Consider the following 17,189-nt stretch of genomic DNA (forward strand, 5'->3'; position numbering starts at 1 on the left):
TTTGCGTGGGTTTGTGCCCAGATTCAGTGTGGCCGCGTCGCGAGCACCACCTGCGGGCTGAGCAGACCTCCGCGCAACGTCACCTCGATGTCGGGGTCGGCATACGCGGCCAGCGCCCGCAACGCCGAGGGGCTGTACGCGCGCAGCGAACTGATGACGCCGTCGTGCACGAACGGCACCAGCGGTGCGAACGGCAGCATCGTGGCCAGCCGAAGCAGGTGCAGCGGCGCGGGCGGCCGCGGCAGATCGACGATGAGCAACCGGGTCGCCACCCGCGTGCCCTCGGCGAACACCCGGGCAGCTGCTTCAGGCGCCAGATGGTGGAACGACAGTGCGAACACCGCCAGGTCGAACTCGTCGTCGCCGGCGTCCATGGCGGTGGCGTCCATGGTCCGCACCGTCGCCCGGGGATGGTGGCCGAGCTCCCCGGCGGCGATCGCACGGACGGATTCCTCGTCGACGTCGGTGACGGTCAACCGCGCTGTCGGATGCCAGTCGAGCAGTCGGCGGGACAGCCCGCCGTGGCCGGCGCCGAGTTCCAGGATGCGCGGATCGGCGACATCGGCGACCTCGTCGAGGACGAGCTGGGCGAACCTGTCGTGGTTGCCGAACACCTCGCCGGTCCAGTCCAGGGCCCGGATCACGCTGCGCTTGCGTGCCTCGTCCGCAGCCTCGACGGAGTCCCGGTCCAGGTACTCCGGTCGGTCGGTCTGCAGCAGTCGGTCCAGACACGACGCGTTCGGCCCGCCGCGCGGCATCGCGGCGATGCCCCTATCCACCGATGTGGTGCCCATGGCCTCCACTATGGCCGGTGCGCACAGTCACCGTCGAGGATGCACAAATGGAGTGCGAGCTGACTAGGGTCAACCCATGGCAGCTCCAACGGGGGCGACAGCGTTGGATACGCGCCTGTTCGTCGCGCCCGCACTGGCGACAGCGGTAGTCGAAGAGCATCTCGTGGCGCTCGATCTGTCGGCGGGCGAGTACGCAGTGTTCGATCGCGTGGCAACCCGCGTGTGGCACCGCCTGATCTCGGAGCCGCCCAGCCGTAGCTCTGCCACCGAATTCGCCGAAATGCTCGGCGCGGAACTGCCGGTGGTCGAGCACGACACGCTGGTGTTCAGCGAGGCTCAGATCAGGGACGGTCGGCTCACCAGATCTCCACCGCCGCGCCCAGGAGGGCCAGCGCGACCTGTGCCTCGCCTCCCGGCGTTCGTCGGGTGCGCATGGTGGTTTCGGCTGCGTGCCGACCAGCTTCTGAAGCGTAGTTTCGCCGAGGCATATCGAGTGATGGCTGTTCCCGCGGCACACATCTCTGAGCCGCGGATGTCGCTGGCGGCGGTGCTCGCACGATTCGGGACCGCCGAGAACCTGTATCCGAGCCGCCGAGCGCCATTGGACTGCCTGCCGCGCTCACTGGCACTCACCAGATTTCTGCGGTGTGCCGGGTGGCCCGCCGACCACGTCATCGGCGTGCGGCTTTTCCCCTTCGAAGCGCACGCGTGGGTCGAAGTCGATGATGCCCCGGTGTACGAGCGCTCCGACATCGGCGACATCTACACCGTCATTCATCGACAGCCATGACGGACCGCCCTCATCTGCGCGGTTTCTTCGTCGAGCGTCGGGGCGAAGAACCGCCCCGGGCCTGGCCGGAGCCGGTGACCGTCCGCGGGGTCGACGTCTGGTTCCACGGTTATCTCTCCGACACCGACGGTGCACGACGTGCCGCGGACAAGGTTGCGGCCGCGTATCACGGCAAGGGAACCGAATTCGGGCAACATCTGCGCGGAGAGTTCGCCGCGGTCATCGCCGACGGCCCAGTGCTCGTCTTCGGCGGCGACAGGATGGGTTTGCGGCCGCTCTACTTCGGTGACGACGACGGATCTGTGGTGCTCAGCACCGACCTGGAAGCCATTGCCCGGGAAACGCGAGCGTCTGCAATCGACGAAACCTACGTTGCGGATCTACTCACTGAAGGCAGGCACCTGGGCACGCGCACCCCATACCTGCGCGTGCGACGGTTGGGTATCGGCCAAGCCGGAAAGTGGTCACCACGCGGGTTGACGGTGTCCAACGAGTGGCAGCCCACAATCACCCCCGTCGCAGGTGATCTGCGCGTGCACCAGGACCGCCTCGTTCAGGCGGTCGACGCAGCGGTCCGGTCCGCCACACCCGAGGGACCTGTGGCCGTTCATCTCTCCGGCGGCCTGGATTCGAGCACGGTTCTGGCATGCCTGCCCGACGGCCACACCGTCCACGCCATCAGCACTGTCTACTCCGCCCACGCGTCCTGTGACGAGAGGGAATGGATGGGCGAGTCGCTGCGACGCAACCCGGCGCACTGGCATCCCATCGACGTGAGTCGATGTCTGCCGTTCTCGGCGGGTCCCGGCTTTGACCACTTCGTGAGTGCGCCGAGTTACGCCACCATCACGTGGGCGCAAGACCGACGCGAAAGCGTGGTCGCCCAGCAGGCCGGTGCCACGGCGGTACTCACCGGGGAGGGAGGCGATGAGGTTTTCGCGGCGGGCGTAGCCCCATGGCATATCGCCGACCTCATACGTGGCGGTCACTGGCGCACCGGCTGGCAAGAAGCGCGTCGATGGAGCTCGGATGCTCCCGCGCCGCGCCCTGCGACCTACTGGCTACTTCGCGCAGGCCTGAACGGGTGGACGAGGTGGCGCCGCCGTGAGGAACTGGCCATGCACAAGCGGGCACCGCTGACGGTGAGTGCTCCGTGGCTGACCGATGAGTACGCAGGTTCTGCGAGATGGGCGGCCCGCCCTGATGTGCGACATTTCCCGCGAATGGGAAGGATTGATCAGCAGGCGACGGTCGAAGGAATCCTGCAGGCTGCCGAGACCGTGCGCAGCAGCTACCCGTTCAGTGCTCATGGCGTGGACACCCGACATCCGTTCCTGTCCGCCGAGATGGTCGACGTCGCCCTGTCCACCCCGTGGCAGGCCGGAGTCGATCCCCGCATCGATCGGGCAGTGCAGCGCTACGCATTCGACGGAAGAATGAGCGATGTCACGCTGCGCCGGAGATCCAAGGCAACCTCGGATCTGGCCATCTTCCGCGGCCTGGACCAAGCGCCGGACTGGATCGAGTTGCTCTGGGAGTCACCGCAGATCGTCCAACGTGGCTACGTCGATCTGGCTCGGTGGCGGGAATCGATAGACCGGTCAACGGTGGGCTGGCTCCACTCGGTCCATCACTTCAAAGCGGCCGTGCAGGTCGAACACTGGCTGTCTCAACTCCACACCATGGGCGCGCCGCGGCTGCTGCGGACCGGCCGAGGCAGGTAGCGGAACGCCGGGACGGCGTGCGCCACATTGCCGAACAGCGCACGACACGCTCCGACAGTCGTTAACATGACCAGTGGAATCTCGACGACTCAACGTCCGATAACTGGGGAGAATCGAACATGGAGCAAACGTATCGTCGACCCCGAGTGGTCGCCACCGGGGATGTGCGTGACCTGACGGCGGGAAAGCAGAACAGGATCGCTGACCCTCGAGGGGGCATGGGGCCCAAAGACTTCTACTCCGATACCGTCTCCAACGTGGCTCCGCTTCCCGAACGCTGAGCACCCTCTCGCGGGTTTGGACGTCGGCGGCTACGCGGCGGCATCCAGCTCGGCCTTGACGTCGGCATCGAGGGCGATGTCGGCGACCGCGGTGTTCTCCTCCAGATGAGCCACCGAGGACGTGCCGGGGATGAGCAGCACGTTGGGGGCCACCGAGAGCGTCCAGGCCAGCGCGATCTGCGCCGGAGTCCGGCCGAGCCGGCCGGCTTCGCGGACGACGGCAGGGTGGCCGAGGACCGGGTTGTCGGCGGTGAACCCGGATCCCAGCGGGAAGAACGGCACGAACGCGATGGCGTGTTCGGTGCACAGGTCCAGCAGCGGCTGCGAGGTGCGGTCGACGAGGTTGTAGGCGTTCTGGACGCAGACGATCTCGGTCTGATCCAGGGCGATCCGCAGATGGTCGGCGCTGACGCTGCTCAGTCCGATGCCGTCGATGAGCCCTTCGTCACGCGCGGCGGCCATCGCCTCGAGCTGGCGGGTAAACGGATCGGGATCGACGTCACCGGGGGCGTTCGGGTCGCCGCCGGAGAAGACCCGCAGATTCACCGCGGCGAGCCGGTCGACGCCGAGGGCCGACAGATTCTCCTCGATGCTGTGGCGCAGTTCATCGGGTTGCTGCGCAGCTACCCAGCCGCCCTGATCGTCGCGGGCGGCACCCACCTTGCTGACCAGCGTCAAACCGGCCGGGTACGGGTGCAGGGCCTCACGGATCAGTTCGTTGGCCACATTCGGCCCGTAGAACTGCGCGGTGTCGATGTGGTCGATTCCCAGTTCGATTGCCCGTCGCAGGACGGCGACGGCCTCGTCGTGGTCGCGCGGCGGACCGAAGACGCCGGGTCCGGGCAATTGCATGGCGCCGAAGCCGACGCGGCCGACCGTGTGGGTGCCGAGAGGGAAGGTGTCCATATCGGATACCGACGCGGATCCGGCGCGATTTAGTCCCCTGGCGGGGCTCTACCGCGCCGGATCCGCCGAGGCGCTAGTCCTCTCCGAGGACGCCGTACACCTCGCGGCGGGCCTTGTTGACGATCGCCACGATGCGCTCCTGCTGGTCCTCGGACGCCGCGAACGCCGCCTGCCGGACCGCCCCGAGGAGCTGGGCCGCCGCGTTGCGCAGGTCGGCTTCCGCGGGCTCGATGTCGTCGGCGAGCCCGTGCCACGGCGGCGTCTCGACCTTGGCCGCGGCGGCCCGGCCGTCCTCGGTCAGCTCGAACAGCTTCCTGCTGCCCTCGCTGTCACCGGCGGCGATGAGGCCCTCGTCTTCGAGTAGCTGCAGCGTCGGGTACACGGATCCGGGGCTGGGCTTCCAGACGTTCTGGCTGCGTTCGGCGATCTCCTGGATCATTTCGTAGCCGTGCATCGGGCGCTCGGTCAGCAACGACAGAATCGCGGCGCGAACGTCGCCGCGCTTGCCGCGCCGTCCGCCGCGGCGACCCCCGCGGGGGCCGGGGCCGAAGCCGAACCCGCCTCGAGGATCGAAGCCGAAGTCGAAGCCGCCGCGCGGATCGAAACCGGCACCTCGACCGCGCCCGAAGCCCGGGCCGAAGCCGGGTCCCATGGACTCGGAACCGGCGTGCTCGCCCAAGTGGCCGCGCAACTCGCGGCGAGCCTGACGGTGTTGGTGGTGCAGCGCCCGGCGATCGATGGGGCCGAAGCCGAAGCCGCCGGCGGGTGCGCTGAATGGGTGGTTCATCTGTGTGTCCTCACGAATTCGGGGAAACGCACCATGCGTTTCCGATGGTTCAACGATATATCGAAAACTATCGCGATGCAACGGCTGGTGGAGCGACGGGTGTGCGGGGTTTGCCGCCGGGCGTTGTCGTGGCCGAACTCGACGGGGGCGCGACGGAGCCGTCGCTGAGGCAGAACAGGGTCGTGGCAGCGTCGATCCGCAGCTGTGGCAGTCGATTTCGATCGTGAATCGCGTCCGACCGCATGTCCGTACGCGGTCGGGTGGGTTACCGCTCCGGTTCGGTGCGGTGGTCGATGGCCCGGGCCAGCCAGCGCGCCCAGTCGGCCTGCATGGCCGCCGTGCGCAACCCGAACTCGAGCGCGGCGCGGGCGAAGAAGGCAGTGTCCGAGTCGCCCCACTCGACGGAGTCGCGGATGTGCTCGTAGCGGGCCAGTGCATGGTCTGCGGAGTCGGCCATTCGGGTGGCGTAGTCGCGCGCCTGGCCGGCTGGGATTTCGCCGAGGAGGAACACCCGAAGCACCTCGGGCCGGCGCAGTGGCGTGTCGTCGTGCGGCCGGGTGATCCACGCCAGCAGGTCGACCCGCCCGGATTCGGTGATGCCGTACTCCTTGCGCCCGCGCGGGCCGACGTTGGTGACCTCGATCAGCCCGTCGGCGGCGAGCTTGTTCAGTTCACCGTAGAGCTGGCTCTGGGTCGCAGGCCACACGTTGGCCATCGACACCTCGAACCGTTTCAGCAGGTCGTATCCACTGCCGGGCTGCTGGGCCAACAGGCCGAGGGTCGCATAGCGCAGGCTCACGGCCAGCATCGTACGGCGGGGCGGATGGCTGGGAAAGACATTCCACTATTGACATGTCAGAATTGGTATGTGAATGTGGTAGACATCTCACAGGAGGTTGCAGACCATGACCGAAACCGCCACCGACCACGACGATCCGACACTGTTCGGGACCGGGGACTTCTTCCAGCGCGGCAACTACGCGCCTGTCGCCGACGAGCTGACCGAACACGATCTTCCGGTCACCGGAGCCATACCGGCCGAACTGAGCGGGTGGTACCTGCGCAACGGACCCAACCCCCGCTCGGCGACAGGGCACTGGTTCACCGGAGACGGCATGATCCACGGCGTCCGACTCGAAGGGGGACAGGCCAAGTGGTATCGCAACCGCTGGGTGCGCACCGACAGCTTCGATGATCCCCGACCCTTCTACAACGCCGACGGCACCCGCAACCTCCGTGTCAGCGTGGCCAACACCCACGTGGTCAACCATGCCGGAAAAACGTTGGCGCTGGTGGAATCGTCGCTGCCCTATCAGATCACCGACGAACTCGAAACCGTCGGCGCGTACGACTTCGACGGCAAGCTCGTCGACGCGATGACCGCACACCCGAAGATCTGCCCCGTCACCGGTGAACTGCATTTCTTCGGATACGGCAGCCTCTTCGCGCCGCATGTGACCTACCACCGCGCCGACGCCGACGGAAACCTGATCATCGATCGCCCGATCGACGTGCCCGCGCTGACGATGATGCACGATTTCGCGTTGACGGCGAACTTCGTGGTGTTCCTCGACCTGCCGATCGTGTTCGATGTCGACTTCGCCCGCAACGGGACCGGGGACATGCCCTACCGCTGGGACGACGGCTACGGGGCCCGGCTCGGTGTGCTGCGGCGCGACGACCCGTTCGGGGAGGTGCGCTGGTTCGACATCGATCCGTGTTACGTCTTCCACGTGGCCAACGCCCACGACGACGGCAACACCATTGTGTTGCAGGCGGTCCGGTACCCGGAACTGTGGCGAGACGACGCCGGCTTCGACGCCCAGGCAGTCATGTGGACGTGGACGATCGACATGCAGCGGGGCACCGTGTCCGAACGCCAGCACGACGACCGGGTCGTGGAATTCCCGCGCATCGACGATCGACTCGCCACGCTGCCGGCCCGCTACGCGGTCACCGTCGGCGACGCCCGGCTGATCCGGCACGACCTGCGCACCGGCAGCACGGTCGAACACCGATTCGGCGCCGCCGACGCTCCCGGTGGGCCGGGGGAGGCGGTGTTCGTGCCGTCCACGGTGGGGCCCGCCGACGAGAGCAGCGGCTGGTATGTCGCCTACGTCTACGATCCTGCCCGCAACGGCAGCGACCTCGTCATCATCGACGCCTCCGACTTCACCGGCCCGCCGGTCGCCAGAATCGCATTGCCGCAACGGGTTCCCTACGGTTTTCACGGGAACTGGATCGCCGACTGAGCGCTCAGGACGGTGGCGCGAACCCGTCCGTGCGGGGCGCGGCGGGTGGCCCGGGTGGGGCTGGGGGCGGCGGCGACCCGGGATGCGACGGCGGAGAGGCGGGGCCCGGCCAACCCGGTGGTGGGGACGGCTGCAGACGAATCATCTCGCGCCGGTGCCGCTCGGCGAGGACGGCGGCCAACGCCATCGCAGGCGGCGTGCCTGCCGGCGGCGGGGGAGAGATTCGCGACAGGACATCCGAGCCGATCCGGTAGGCCATCTGATCACGCACCTGGGGATGCAATTGCGATGCCCGGGAAAGGAACTGCCGGGCCAGCTCGGCCTGCTCGGCGTCCAGCCCGGACAGCTCCAGCGTGGCCGCCCACCACGCCAGCTGTGGTGGCATGGTCGGTGGCGGCGAAAGGCGCGGGGCCCGTTCGGTGATCACCAGAGTTCCGGCGAAGATGTCACCGATGCGTTTGCCCTTCGGAGAGATCAGGCTGCAGATGACGGCCGGGCCACCGGTCAGCATCCAGATCTCGATCACCCCGGCCAACGCGCGGAACAGCGCCTGGCGGAACCGTTCCGGGCCACCGTCGTCGGAGACCACCCGAAGTCCCAGCGCCATCTTGCCCAAGGTCCTACCGCGGGTGGCGGTTTCGAAGATCACGGGATAGCCGACCAGTGCGAGCACGGTGAAGATGATCAGCACCGCGGCCGAGAACGCCGAATCGAACTGGGCCAACGTGGTCGCCCAGAGCATCACGCCGACGACGTAGAGCACGAAGATGACGACGATGTCGATGAGGATCGACAGTGCCCGCACCGGCAGCTGAGCGATCTGGACGTCGAGCACCACCGCGTCCCCGGTGACCACGGGCTGCTGCGAACCGACCATAACCGCTCACGCTACTAGCATGGCCGGCGTGGATGTCGACGCGTTCGTGATGGCCAACCGGGCCTCGTGGGACCGCCTCGAGCACCTCGTGAAGAAGCGCCGACGGCTCAGCGGAGCCGAGGTCGACGAGTTGGTCGAGCTCTATCAGCGGGTGTCGACCCATCTGTCCATTGTGCGGTCGTCGTCGTCGGATGCGGTGCTCGTGGGTCGGCTGTCGGGTCTGGTGGCGCGCGCCCGCTCGGTGGTGACCGGGGCGCATGCGCCGCTGCGGCAGGAGTTCATCCGATTCTGGACGGTGTCCTTCCCGGTGGTCGCCTACCGGTCCTGGCGGTGGTGGCTGGGTTCGGCGGTCGGCTTCTTCGTGGTGGCGATCGTGATCGCCGCGTGGATCGCGAACAACCCCGAGGTGCAGGCCGCCATCGCCACGCCCGAGGAGATCGACCAGCTGGTCAACAACGACTTCGCCGCCTACTACAGCGAGAACCCGGCCGGGTCGTTCGCGCTCAGCGTCTGGGTGAACAATGCGTGGATCGCCGTGCAGTGCATCGCCTCGGCGACTCTGCTGGGCATCCCGATTCCGTGGGTGCTGTACAACAACGCGCTGAATCTGGGCCTCAGCGCCGGCCTGATGTTCGGCGCGGGCAAGGGCGATGTGTTCCTTGGTCTGATCACCCCGCACGGGCTGATCGAGCTGACGGCCGTGTTCCTGGCCGCGGGTGCGGGGATGCGGCTGGGCTGGTCGGCCATCTCGCCCGGCGACCGGCCCCGCGGGCAGGTGCTGGCCGAGCAGGGCCGAGCGGTGATCGCCGTCGCCGTCGGCCTGGTGGCGGTGCTCGTGGTCGCCGGCCTCGTCGAGGCGTTCGTCACGCCGTCCCCGCTGCCGACCTTCGCGCGCATCGCGATCGGTGTCGCCGTCGAGGCGGCGTTTCTGGGCTACGTGGTCTACTTCGGCGCGCGAGCGGCGCGCGCCGGGGAGACCGGCGACGTCGCCGACGCGCCCGACGTGTTGCCTACGGCGTGACCCCGGCAGTACCGCTGCGGCGGGCCCGGACGAGTCGCACGGCATAGATCACGGCGCTCACGCCGAACAGCGCGGCCGTCAACAACAGCCACCGCCCGAGGAACGGTTCCTGGGTCTGCCCGGTGGCGGCCAGGTAGGTGCGCGAACCCTGCTCGATGATGCCCGGCAGGAACATCAGCAGCGTCAACCCCGCCGCCAGCGCGGGTACCCGGACGTAGTTCACCACCGGCACGGCGGACCGGTGACCGCCGCGCGGTCGGGTGACCCGCAGCAGCACCCGGTCGGCCAGCGCGTAGACCGGGAACAACACCAGATCGTGCACGATGATGGCCGCAGCGAACCACACCGCGATCGACTGCCACCACGTCGTCGGATTCCACAGCGCGCTCACCCCGAGCGTGGCGATCACCGCGCCGAACAGGGCGAACCCGGCGATGAGCACCAGCAGGTGCCACGGATGCGAACCGTAGACCGTCCGGAACCCGGCGGTCAGCGTGCTCACCGGGGGTCCGTCCGGAACTCGATGCCGCGCACCCACTTGGTGTTGTGCACGCCGGGCAGCGCAGGGACGATGATGCGCGCCGGGAAGCCGTGATCCAGCGACAGGTCGACACCGTTGACCTGCAACGCCAGCAGCGAATCGGCGTGACGCACCTGGTTGGCCTGCAGCCTGGCGCTGTTGAACGCGCCGAAGCGTTCGATGGACGTCACCTGCGCCCATTCGGGTTCGGCCACCCCAGCCAGCTGAGCGAGGTCGCGCAGCCGCACGCCCGTCCACGTCTGCGTGGTCGACCATCCCTCGACGCAGGCGATCGGCAGTACCGCGGTGTGCTGGGTCATGGCGCTGAGCGTGGCGCGATCCAGCACAACCGGCTCCGCACCGCCGGTGAGGGTGAGACGCCAGCTGTCGCCGGTGTTCTGGGGGTTGATCCCGGCCGCGACCGCGGTCCGGTTGACCTGGAAGTCGTTGGGACCGTCACCGAGGCTGCGGCCGCGCGGCAGCAGCAATGCCGCGTGGCGGGTCCAGCCGCCGATGGTCTGACCGAGGGTGAGCACGGCGACGAACGTCGCGCCGCCGCCGACGAGCGCCAACGCGCCTCGCCGGCTCAGGGTGGCGGGCGCCGGGTCGGAGCTGACCAGCCCGTCCGGTTCGTGGGGCTCCGCGACCGTGTCCTCGCGGCTGGTGCGTAGCACCTCGCGCATCGACCGTGACCGCAGGCTCGACCACATTCGGGGTGCCTTGATGGCGACATGAACCACGAAGCCGGCGATGAACACCCAGGCGCCGTAGTAGTGCGCGGTGTAGAAGCTGAACCCGAAGATGTAGTCGTACTGGATGTTGAGCACCCCGGTGACGATCTCGAACAGGATGCCGCCCACGAGCATCAGCAGCGACACCCGCTCCAGCACCTGGGCGATCGAGCGTGACGGGGGCCAGACGAACAGCCGCGGAATCACCGACCACAGCTTGGCCAGCACCACCGGGATCAGGATCAGTCCCAACCCGACGTGCAGACCCTGGTTGAGGCGGTACAGCCAGGATGGGTCGGTGGGCCAGTCGAAGGTCGGCAGCTTCAGCCACCCGACATCGCCGGGGATGGCCTGCCCCAGTTGCGGTCCGTAGGCGATGTAGGACAGCAGCCCGGTGATCGTCACCACCGGCAGGGTCACCAACAGCACCGCCCCGAACACCGATGTCAGCCACGGTCCGCGCAGCGGACTGCGCCAGCGCTGGACCCGCTTCATTCCCGGCGGCGGATGACGGTCCAGCGTGCGCCACGCCGCCTCCGGAAACCCGTAACCCTCCCGGTCGTCGTCAGTCACGGCACCGCCGCGAGGCTGGCGACCACCCGCGTACCCAGCCGGTGCAGGCCGGCCAGGGTGAGGCCGGCCTGTTCGGCCAGCAGGGCGGCGCTGTCGGCGCCGACACGCGCCCAGGGGAACCACTCGCCGATCGCATCGGACGATTCGAGCCTGATCCGGCTGGTCACCACGCCGGTGAACGTCGGGTCGAGCTCCACGAGGCAGCGCCCACCCCGGCGCAGCAACTGCGCTGCGACGCCCAGGAGGCGCTGGGGGTCACCGCCCAACCCCACCGTCCCGTCGGCCAGCAGCACGGTCGCCCACTGTCCCACCCCCGGCAGCGGTCCGAAGACGTCGCCGTGCAGAACCGGGGTGCCGCGCCGACGCGCCAGCCCTACCGCCGTGGCCGACTGGTCCACCCCCAGCGCGGGAATGCCGCGCCGGACCAGACCGGCCACCAGCCGGGCGGGCCCGCAGCCCAACTCGATCGTGGGCCCGTCACACATGGCGATCACCGCAGTGTCGAACGGCTCGTCTGCGCCGTGGCCGCCCAACCACTGGGCGACCGGCAGGTCAGACACTCCACCACGCGCGTCGCGGATCCAGCATCCCTCGCCGCCCAGCGCCCGCTCGTAGAGCTGTCCCAGCATCGTCACCCCGCACTCGGTTCCGCAGCCCGCCGGTGCGCGCTGGGTGGGTCGCCGTCGACCGGCAGGCCACCTCAGTGATTCTGCAACAGTGCGACGCGTCCACGTGGAAATCTCAATACCCGCCGTTTTCGTTCTCAAGCCGGGGCGGGGAACCGTCAGACTTCGTTAACCGACGGCCTACAGGCGGCCCGCGGCCTTCATCGCGAGGTAGTGATCGGCCAGGGCGGGGGCGAGTTCGTCCGGCGGAGCGTCGACGACGTCGACACCGAGGCCGCGCAGCCGCGCCGCCACCTCGCGGCGGTCGTTGCGGGCCCGCTCCGCCGCCGCGGCGTCGTAGACGGCCACCGCGTCGGAGCGTCCCGCGGCCAGGCTGTCGACCCGCGGGTCCGCCACCGCGGCCAGCATCACCCGGTGCTTGGCGGTGAGCTGCGGAATCACCCCGATCAGGCCCTCGTCGATCGCCGACGCGTTCAGGTCGGTCAGCAGCACCACCAGCGCGCTGCGCCGCTCGCGGCGCTGCACGGCGGCGACCATCGACCGCGCGTCCGATTCGACCAGAGCGGGCTCCAACGGCGCCATCGCGTCGACCAGTTGGGCCAGCAACTCGGTGCGCGAGGCGTTGAGAACGCCGGCGCGGGTGACGCGATCGTGGGCGAGGAAGTCGACGTGGTCACCGGCGCGGGCTGCCAGCGCGGCAAGCAGCAACGCGGCATCCATCGACCAGTCCAGTCGCGGCCAGCCGCTCAGATCGGCCCCGGTGGGGTCCACGCCGACCCGACCGGCCGACGTCCTTCCGGTGTCCAGCACGATCACCACCCGGCGGTCCCGCTCGGGCCGCCACGTCCGCACCACCACGTCCGCGCGTCGCGCCGTCGCCCGCCAGTCGATCGAGCGGATGTCGTCCCCGACCACATACTCGCGCAGCGAATCGAATTCGGTGCCCTGTCCGCGGATCAGCACCGGCGTCATGCCCTCCAGTTCGCGCAACCGGGCCAGCCGCGACGGCAGGTGCTTGCGAGACAGGAAGGGAGGCAGGATCCGGATGCGCCACGGCACCCGGTGCGATCCCTGACGTCCGGCCAGTCCGAGCGGCCCTGTCGAGCGGGCGGTGACCAGTGCTGACACCTGATCGCCCCGGCGCACCGGCTGCAGCCGGGTGTGAACCCGAACCTGTTGGCCGGCAGCGATGTTCACCGGATGGGTGCGTGGCTGCGCTCGCGCGCTGGGTGCCCAGGCGTCGCGCACGACTCCGCGAAACCGCCGCCGCCCCAGATTGGTCAGGCTCAGGGTCGTTTCGACCGGCTGACCCAATCGCGCCGATTGTGCTCCGTCCCTGACCAGTTCGAGCTTGCGGGGGCTTCCCGCCAGGAGGGCGTCGGCCACGACGGCAACGGTCAGCGCGGCCAGCGTCACGCCGAACACCAGGGCTGGGCGTGAAGACAGCGTGATCGGCACCGCGCACAGCAGTGCTATCAGCCCGACCCGTCCGGTGAGAACCACGGATCTAACGTGGCACCGGCACGGCGGCCAGGATGCCGTCGATGACCCCGTCGGCGCTCGCGCCCTCCAGTTCCGCTTCGGGGCGCAGCGCCACCCGGTGGCGCAGCGTGGATCTGGCCATGGCCTTGACGTCGTCGGGAGTGACGTAGTTGCGCCCGGACAACCACGCCCAGGACCGCGACGTGGACAGCAGGGCGGTGGCGCCGCGTGGCGAGACGCCGAGCTGCAGCGACGGCGAATGGCGTGTGGCGGCGACGATGTCGACGATGTAGCCGAGCACTTCGTCGCCGACCAGCACCTGCCTGACCGCTTCGCGGCCCGCGGCCAGCTCGGCCGGCCCGGCCACCGGACGCACCGAGGACAGGTCGCGCGGGTCGAAGCCGCGCGCGTGCCGTTGCAGGATCGCGATCTCCTGCTCGCGGGGCGGCAGACCCACGTTGAGCTTGAGCAGGAACCGGTCCAGCTGCGCCTCGGGAAGTTGGTAGGTGCCCTCGTACTCGATCGGGTTCTGGGTTGCGGCGACGATGAACGGATCGGGCAACGTCCGCGGCTGTCCGTCGACGCTGACCTGACGTTCCTCCATCGCCTCCAGCAGTGCGGCCTGCGTCTTGGGCGGGGTGCGGTTGATCTCGTCGGCCAGCATGAGGTTGGTGAAGACCGGTCCCGCGCGGAACTCGAACTCGGCGGTGCGGGTGTCATAGACCAGAGATCCGGTGACGTCGCCCGGCATCAGATCCGGGGTGAACTGAACCCGCTTGAACTCCAGCTGCAGAGCCGCGGCCAGCGTGCGCACCAGCAGCGTCTTCGCCACCCCGGGCACACCCTCGAGCAGCACGTGCCCGCGGCACAGCAGCGCGATCACCAGGCCGCTGACGACGGCGTCCTGACCCACGACCACCTTGGCGATCTCGGCGCGTAGCGCCATCAGTGCGGTGCGGGCGTCCTCGTGCGGGGCGGGTTGAGTCACGATCGTGCGACCTGCCTTTCGATGTCGTCGAGCGCGCCGGCCAGGCTCACCAACTCGTCGTCGGTGACCGGTGGCGGTCCGTAGAGAGTACGGGCCACGTGGTGCGGATCCAGCCCGCACCGCTGGTGCACCGCATGGGTGACGGAATCGGGCGGCGCCGCCGGTCCGAGTCCCAGCCGCGGCAGCATCCGGTGCAGCGTCGCTGTGCGCAGCGCCTCGGCGGAACGATCGCGGGCCCGGTGCGCCCGGTACATGCGACCGCGACCCTCCACGGTTTCCGAGGCACGTACCACCACCGGCAGCTGCTCGGCCACCAGCGGGCCGACGCGACGGATCTTCCACAGCGCCAGCAGTGCCACCACCAGCACCAGCTGCCAGACCAGCCAAGGAACCTGCTTGGGTACCAGGTCGGAAAGTGTTGCGTCCCCGCCGAAGTCGTCGAACTGGGCGAACTGCGGCGCATACCAGATCACCCGCGGCCGGGTGCCGGCGAGGTTCATGGCCAACGCGGCGTTGCCTTCCTGCAGCAACCCGCCGTTGGCCATGACGTGGGCGCTGCCCACTGCGGTGACGGTGCGCTCCCCGACCGTGTAACGGGCCAGCGCGCCGTCGTAGCACCGGGTCACCGGCACCGCGCCCGCGGCGTCGAAGGTGTCGGCGCCGTCGAACCGCACCGCACCGGCCCGGTTGGCCTCCCGCAGGTCGCAGTCCGGCCGCAGACCACCGAAATCGGTGGGCTCGCCCGCGTCGAGTTCGGGGGCCAGCGCTTCCCGGGTGGCGCCCGAGGGCTGCACCAGCAGCCGATCACCCGGCAGGGCGGCCAGCCGGCCCAGCAGTTCGTCGCCGTGCAGGTGAGGGGTCTGCGCCACGACCAGCAAGGTGTCCGGCCGCGCCGCACCCTCCACGGTGGCGAGGTCGGCTGCTTCGACGACGGCAACGCCCTGGTCGCGCAGCAGCGCGACCAGGGCATGCGCACCGTCCTCGGCGGTCGATTCAGGATCCATCGGACCGCCGGAGCGCGCCCCGGACAGGTAAGCGCTGGCGACAGCGACCGCGGCGATGACCACCACGGCCAGCAGTACCCAGCGCACGCCACGCCACCGTGCGGTCATGGTCGGGCCGACCGCCGTCGACGACGGCGTCATCGCACCTCGGCCCACGTCGGCGCGACGGGCTGCTGAGGCGCTCCCGGCCCGGAGGTCGCCCGGTCGCCGAGCCTGCCGTCCAGCGCCGCGACCTGCCTGTAGCTCGCCTCGGTGCCTGGTCGCTCACCGTAGGTCACGTCATTGAACGCCGTTGCAGCCGAACTCAATTCGTCGGCAAGCACGGGTATTGCACGCCCGGCCACCCGGGCGAGCTCAGTGGCGGTGCGGCCGGGGACCCGGTCGAGGACCCCGTCTTCCTCGAGTTGGCGCGCGACGGCGCGGACCCGGTGCCGGATGGCGGGCGCCCACTGCTGTGAGGCGGCGAACGTCTCGGCGGTCGCGCGGTGCTCGGCGGCGCTGAGCTCATGGTCGTCGAACAGGGTGATCGCTGCCGATCGGCTGGTCTTCATCGCACGGCGGGCGATACGCACCGCGACGACGACCGCGACCGCCACCAGCAGCACCAACACCGCCACGGTGAACCACCCGCCGGGCAGCTCGGCCCCGCGCGTCGCCACCCGGTAGAGCAGGTCTTCGATCCAGCTCATGATCTGATCGCCGAAGGAGGGCTTCGGGTAGATCGCCTTGGCGAGTTCACTCTGCGCCGCGTCGTGCGCCGCGTCACGGTCGATGTCGACAGTGGCCACGTCAGCGCGGACCGGTCAGCCACAGGTCGTCGGTGGACTCCGGCGCCACCCCCGGGCCGGCCGCGGCGCCGGTCTGCAACACCAGGTCGAACGCCTCGGCCCTGATCCTGCGGTCCGTGTACTGCAGCACGATCACCCCGGCGCTGAACGGTCCGGTCACGATCTGACCGACCACGGCTCCCACCGACAGCATCACCAGAGCGAGGATCTCGGTTGCCAACGCCGCCGAGGCGCCCAGCATGAGCTGCCCGCCGATGGTGAACGGGATCGCGACCGCCGCGGCCACCAGCTGCGCCACCAGCACCGCGAGCAGCCGGATGCCGAGGACCCGCCAGAAATCGCCCTTGATCAGGCTGAACGAGCGCTTGATCGACGAGATGATGTCGCGGCGTTCCAGCACGATCGCCGACGGGGTGAACGCCAGCATCACGGCGAGGTAGACCAACGCGATGACCAGGGCGAGCGTCAGCGGCGCACCGACGAAGAACGCGGCCCACCCGTTCCCGGCGACCGCCACGCCGACGATGATCCCGACCACGACCCCGATCAGCAGCAGCGCGCCCAGCGCCTGCAGCACGGTGAACGCGATCAGCGCCCACAGTCGCGGCCGTAGCCGGCGCCATGCCTCGCCGATGGTGATACCGGCACCGAAGATCGCGCGGCCGATGACGACGGTGAGCAGACCGCTGAGAAGGATCGTCGACAGCGCGGTCGTCAGCGACGAGCCCAGGCTGGAGGCGACCCAGGTGACCATCGCCCCGGTGGAGGGATCGTCCCCGTCCAGGGACTGTGCCAGGTCGCCGCTGAACGCGAACGGCCACAGCGACAACAGCAGCGCGATCACCTGCGCCACCACCACCACGATCGTCGTCAGACCCAGCGTGGCCTTGGGATTCGCGCGGATGTAGGCGACCGCACCGTTGAACATGTCCGACAGGGTCAGCGGTCGCAGCGGAACGACGCCCGGTTTGAGTACCGGTGGTCCGTATCCCGGTGGGAGGCCGTACCCCGGCGGTGGGCCGTACCCGGGGGGCGGTCCGTAACC

At 69.2% G+C, this 17,189-nt stretch carries 18 protein-coding genes; 5 read left to right on the forward strand and 13 right to left on the reverse strand.

Annotated features, from left to right (window positions below):
* Window positions 1-23: 23 nt before the first annotated feature.
* Complete coding sequence (locus J3476_RS04820; protein ID WP_286182610.1) at window positions 24-794, reverse strand: class I SAM-dependent methyltransferase; 771 nt, start codon at window positions 792-794, stop codon at window positions 24-26.
* Between the two features lie 76 nt (window positions 795-870).
* Here J3476_RS04820 and J3476_RS04825 point away from each other — a divergent pair, with 76 nt between their 5' ends.
* The 3 genes from J3476_RS04825 (at window position 871) to J3476_RS04835 (ending at window position 3,589) form a co-directional block, all read left to right on the forward strand.
* Window positions 871-1,584 (forward strand): lasso peptide biosynthesis B2 protein, encoded by a 714-nt coding sequence (locus J3476_RS04825; RefSeq protein ID WP_207065390.1) that lies wholly within the window; start codon window positions 871-873, stop codon window positions 1,582-1,584.
* Window positions 1,581-3,308: an asparagine synthetase B family protein gene (locus tag J3476_RS04830; protein ID WP_207065391.1), complete on the forward strand. Its 1,728-nt coding sequence runs from the start codon at window positions 1,581-1,583 to the stop codon at window positions 3,306-3,308. The genes J3476_RS04825 and J3476_RS04830 overlap by 4 nt, the downstream gene beginning before the upstream one ends.
* Window positions 3,309-3,427: 119 nt before the next feature.
* Window positions 3,428-3,589 carry a hypothetical protein gene (locus J3476_RS04835; RefSeq protein WP_207065392.1) on the forward strand — a complete coding sequence of 54 codons (162 nt, stop codon included), beginning with the start codon at window positions 3,428-3,430 and terminating at the stop codon, window positions 3,587-3,589.
* Window positions 3,590-3,619: 30 nt separating this feature from the next.
* Here the strand turns inward: J3476_RS04835 and J3476_RS04840 are convergent, their stop codons facing one another.
* The 3 genes from J3476_RS04840 to J3476_RS04850 form a co-directional block, all read right to left on the reverse strand.
* Entirely contained in the window at window positions 3,620-4,495 is an 876-nt protein-coding gene (locus J3476_RS04840; protein WP_207065393.1) for an oxidoreductase, read from the reverse strand.
* 73 nt (window positions 4,496-4,568) lie between these two features.
* Complete coding sequence (locus J3476_RS04845) at window positions 4,569-5,282, reverse strand: PadR family transcriptional regulator (protein ID WP_207065394.1); 714 nt, start codon at window positions 5,280-5,282, stop codon at window positions 4,569-4,571.
* Between the two features lie 265 nt (window positions 5,283-5,547).
* Window positions 5,548-6,081 (reverse strand): PadR family transcriptional regulator, encoded by a 534-nt coding sequence (locus J3476_RS04850; RefSeq protein ID WP_207065395.1) that lies wholly within the window; start codon window positions 6,079-6,081, stop codon window positions 5,548-5,550.
* 106 nt (window positions 6,082-6,187) lie between these two features.
* Between J3476_RS04850 and J3476_RS04855 the strand changes: the two genes are divergently transcribed.
* Window positions 6,188-7,534, forward strand: a complete 1,347-nt coding sequence (locus J3476_RS04855) for a carotenoid oxygenase family protein (RefSeq protein WP_207065396.1) — start codon at window positions 6,188-6,190, stop codon at window positions 7,532-7,534.
* A 4-nt stretch (window positions 7,535-7,538) separates the two neighbouring features.
* On the opposite strand, the gene J3476_RS04860 is transcribed toward J3476_RS04855, so the two are convergent.
* The gene (locus tag J3476_RS04860; RefSeq protein WP_207065397.1) at window positions 7,539-8,411 is read right to left on the reverse strand and encodes an RDD family protein; all 873 of its coding nucleotides are present in this window, start codon (window positions 8,409-8,411) and stop codon (window positions 7,539-7,541) included.
* A gap of 28 nt (window positions 8,412-8,439) precedes the next feature.
* Here J3476_RS04860 and J3476_RS04865 point away from each other — a divergent pair, with 28 nt between their 5' ends.
* Entirely contained in the window at window positions 8,440-9,432 is a 993-nt protein-coding gene (locus tag J3476_RS04865) for a stage II sporulation protein M (RefSeq protein ID WP_207065410.1), read from the forward strand.
* On the opposite strand, the gene J3476_RS04870 is transcribed toward J3476_RS04865, so the two are convergent.
* From J3476_RS04870 to J3476_RS04905, 8 genes are all read right to left on the reverse strand, one after another.
* Complete coding sequence (locus tag J3476_RS04870; protein ID WP_207065398.1) at window positions 9,422-9,934, reverse strand: hypothetical protein; 513 nt, start codon at window positions 9,932-9,934, stop codon at window positions 9,422-9,424. The two genes, J3476_RS04865 and J3476_RS04870, sit on opposite strands and share 11 nt — an antisense overlap.
* Window positions 9,931-11,178 (reverse strand): molybdopterin-dependent oxidoreductase, encoded by a 1,248-nt coding sequence (locus J3476_RS04875; protein ID WP_207065411.1) that lies wholly within the window; start codon window positions 11,176-11,178, stop codon window positions 9,931-9,933. Before J3476_RS04875 ends, J3476_RS04870 begins: the two co-directional genes overlap by 4 nt.
* A 74-nt stretch (window positions 11,179-11,252) precedes the next feature.
* On the reverse strand, window positions 11,253-11,885 hold the full coding sequence (locus J3476_RS04880; RefSeq protein ID WP_207065412.1) for a methyltransferase domain-containing protein: 633 nt from the start codon (window positions 11,883-11,885) through the stop codon (window positions 11,253-11,255).
* A 177-nt stretch (window positions 11,886-12,062) separates the two neighbouring features.
* The gene (locus J3476_RS04885; RefSeq protein ID WP_207065399.1) at window positions 12,063-13,385 is read right to left on the reverse strand and encodes a DUF58 domain-containing protein; all 1,323 of its coding nucleotides are present in this window, start codon (window positions 13,383-13,385) and stop codon (window positions 12,063-12,065) included.
* A gap of 4 nt (window positions 13,386-13,389) precedes the next feature.
* Entirely contained in the window at window positions 13,390-14,310 is a 921-nt protein-coding gene (locus tag J3476_RS04890; RefSeq protein WP_286182615.1) for a MoxR family ATPase, read from the reverse strand.
* A 38-nt stretch (window positions 14,311-14,348) separates the two neighbouring features.
* Entirely contained in the window at window positions 14,349-15,497 is a 1,149-nt protein-coding gene (locus J3476_RS04895) for a DUF4350 domain-containing protein (RefSeq protein WP_207065401.1), read from the reverse strand.
* Window positions 15,494-16,144 carry a DUF4129 domain-containing protein gene (locus J3476_RS04900; protein ID WP_207065402.1) on the reverse strand — a complete coding sequence of 217 codons (651 nt, stop codon included), beginning with the start codon at window positions 16,142-16,144 and terminating at the stop codon, window positions 15,494-15,496. The genes J3476_RS04895 and J3476_RS04900 overlap by 4 nt, the downstream gene beginning before the upstream one ends.
* Before the next feature lies 1 nt (window position 16,145).
* The coding region (locus J3476_RS04905; protein ID WP_286182611.1) for a hypothetical protein at window positions 16,146-17,189 on the reverse strand (1,044 nt) is incomplete at its 5' end.

Origin of the sequence: Mycobacterium sp. PO1 (assembly GCF_017312405.1) — a bacterium.
In the GTDB taxonomy this organism is placed as follows: Bacteria; Actinomycetota; Actinomycetes; order Mycobacteriales; family Mycobacteriaceae; genus Mycobacterium.

Bases quoted from the DNA above. Each gene is read 5' to 3' on its own strand.
- J3476_RS04880 (WP_207065412.1), bottom strand. From the start codon at position 11,885: ATGCTGGGACAGCTCTACGAGCGGGCGCTGGGCGGCGAGGGATGCTGG.
- J3476_RS04830 (WP_207065391.1), top strand. From the start codon at position 1,581: ATGACGGACCGCCCTCATCTGCGCGGTTTCTTCGTCGAGCGTCGGGGC.
- J3476_RS04845 (WP_207065394.1), bottom strand. From the start codon at position 5,282: ATGAACCACCCATTCAGCGCACCCGCCGGCGGCTTCGGCTTCGGCCCC.
- J3476_RS04835 (WP_207065392.1), top strand. From the start codon at position 3,428: ATGGAGCAAACGTATCGTCGACCCCGAGTGGTCGCCACCGGGGATGTG.
- J3476_RS04860 (WP_207065397.1), bottom strand. From the start codon at position 8,411: ATGGTCGGTTCGCAGCAGCCCGTGGTCACCGGGGACGCGGTGGTGCTC.
- J3476_RS04855 (WP_207065396.1), top strand. From the start codon at position 6,188: ATGACCGAAACCGCCACCGACCACGACGATCCGACACTGTTCGGGACC.
- J3476_RS04820 (WP_286182610.1), bottom strand. From the start codon at position 794: ATGGGCACCACATCGGTGGATAGGGGCATCGCCGCGATGCCGCGCGGC.
- J3476_RS04895 (WP_207065401.1), bottom strand. From the start codon at position 15,497: ATGACGCCGTCGTCGACGGCGGTCGGCCCGACCATGACCGCACGGTGG.
- J3476_RS04890 (WP_286182615.1), bottom strand. From the start codon at position 14,310: ATGGCGCTACGCGCCGAGATCGCCAAGGTGGTCGTGGGTCAGGACGCC.
- J3476_RS04840 (WP_207065393.1), bottom strand. From the start codon at position 4,495: ATGGACACCTTCCCTCTCGGCACCCACACGGTCGGCCGCGTCGGCTTC.
- J3476_RS04875 (WP_207065411.1), bottom strand. From the start codon at position 11,178: ATGAAGCGGGTCCAGCGCTGGCGCAGTCCGCTGCGCGGACCGTGGCTG.
- J3476_RS04825 (WP_207065390.1), top strand. From the start codon at position 871: ATGGCAGCTCCAACGGGGGCGACAGCGTTGGATACGCGCCTGTTCGTC.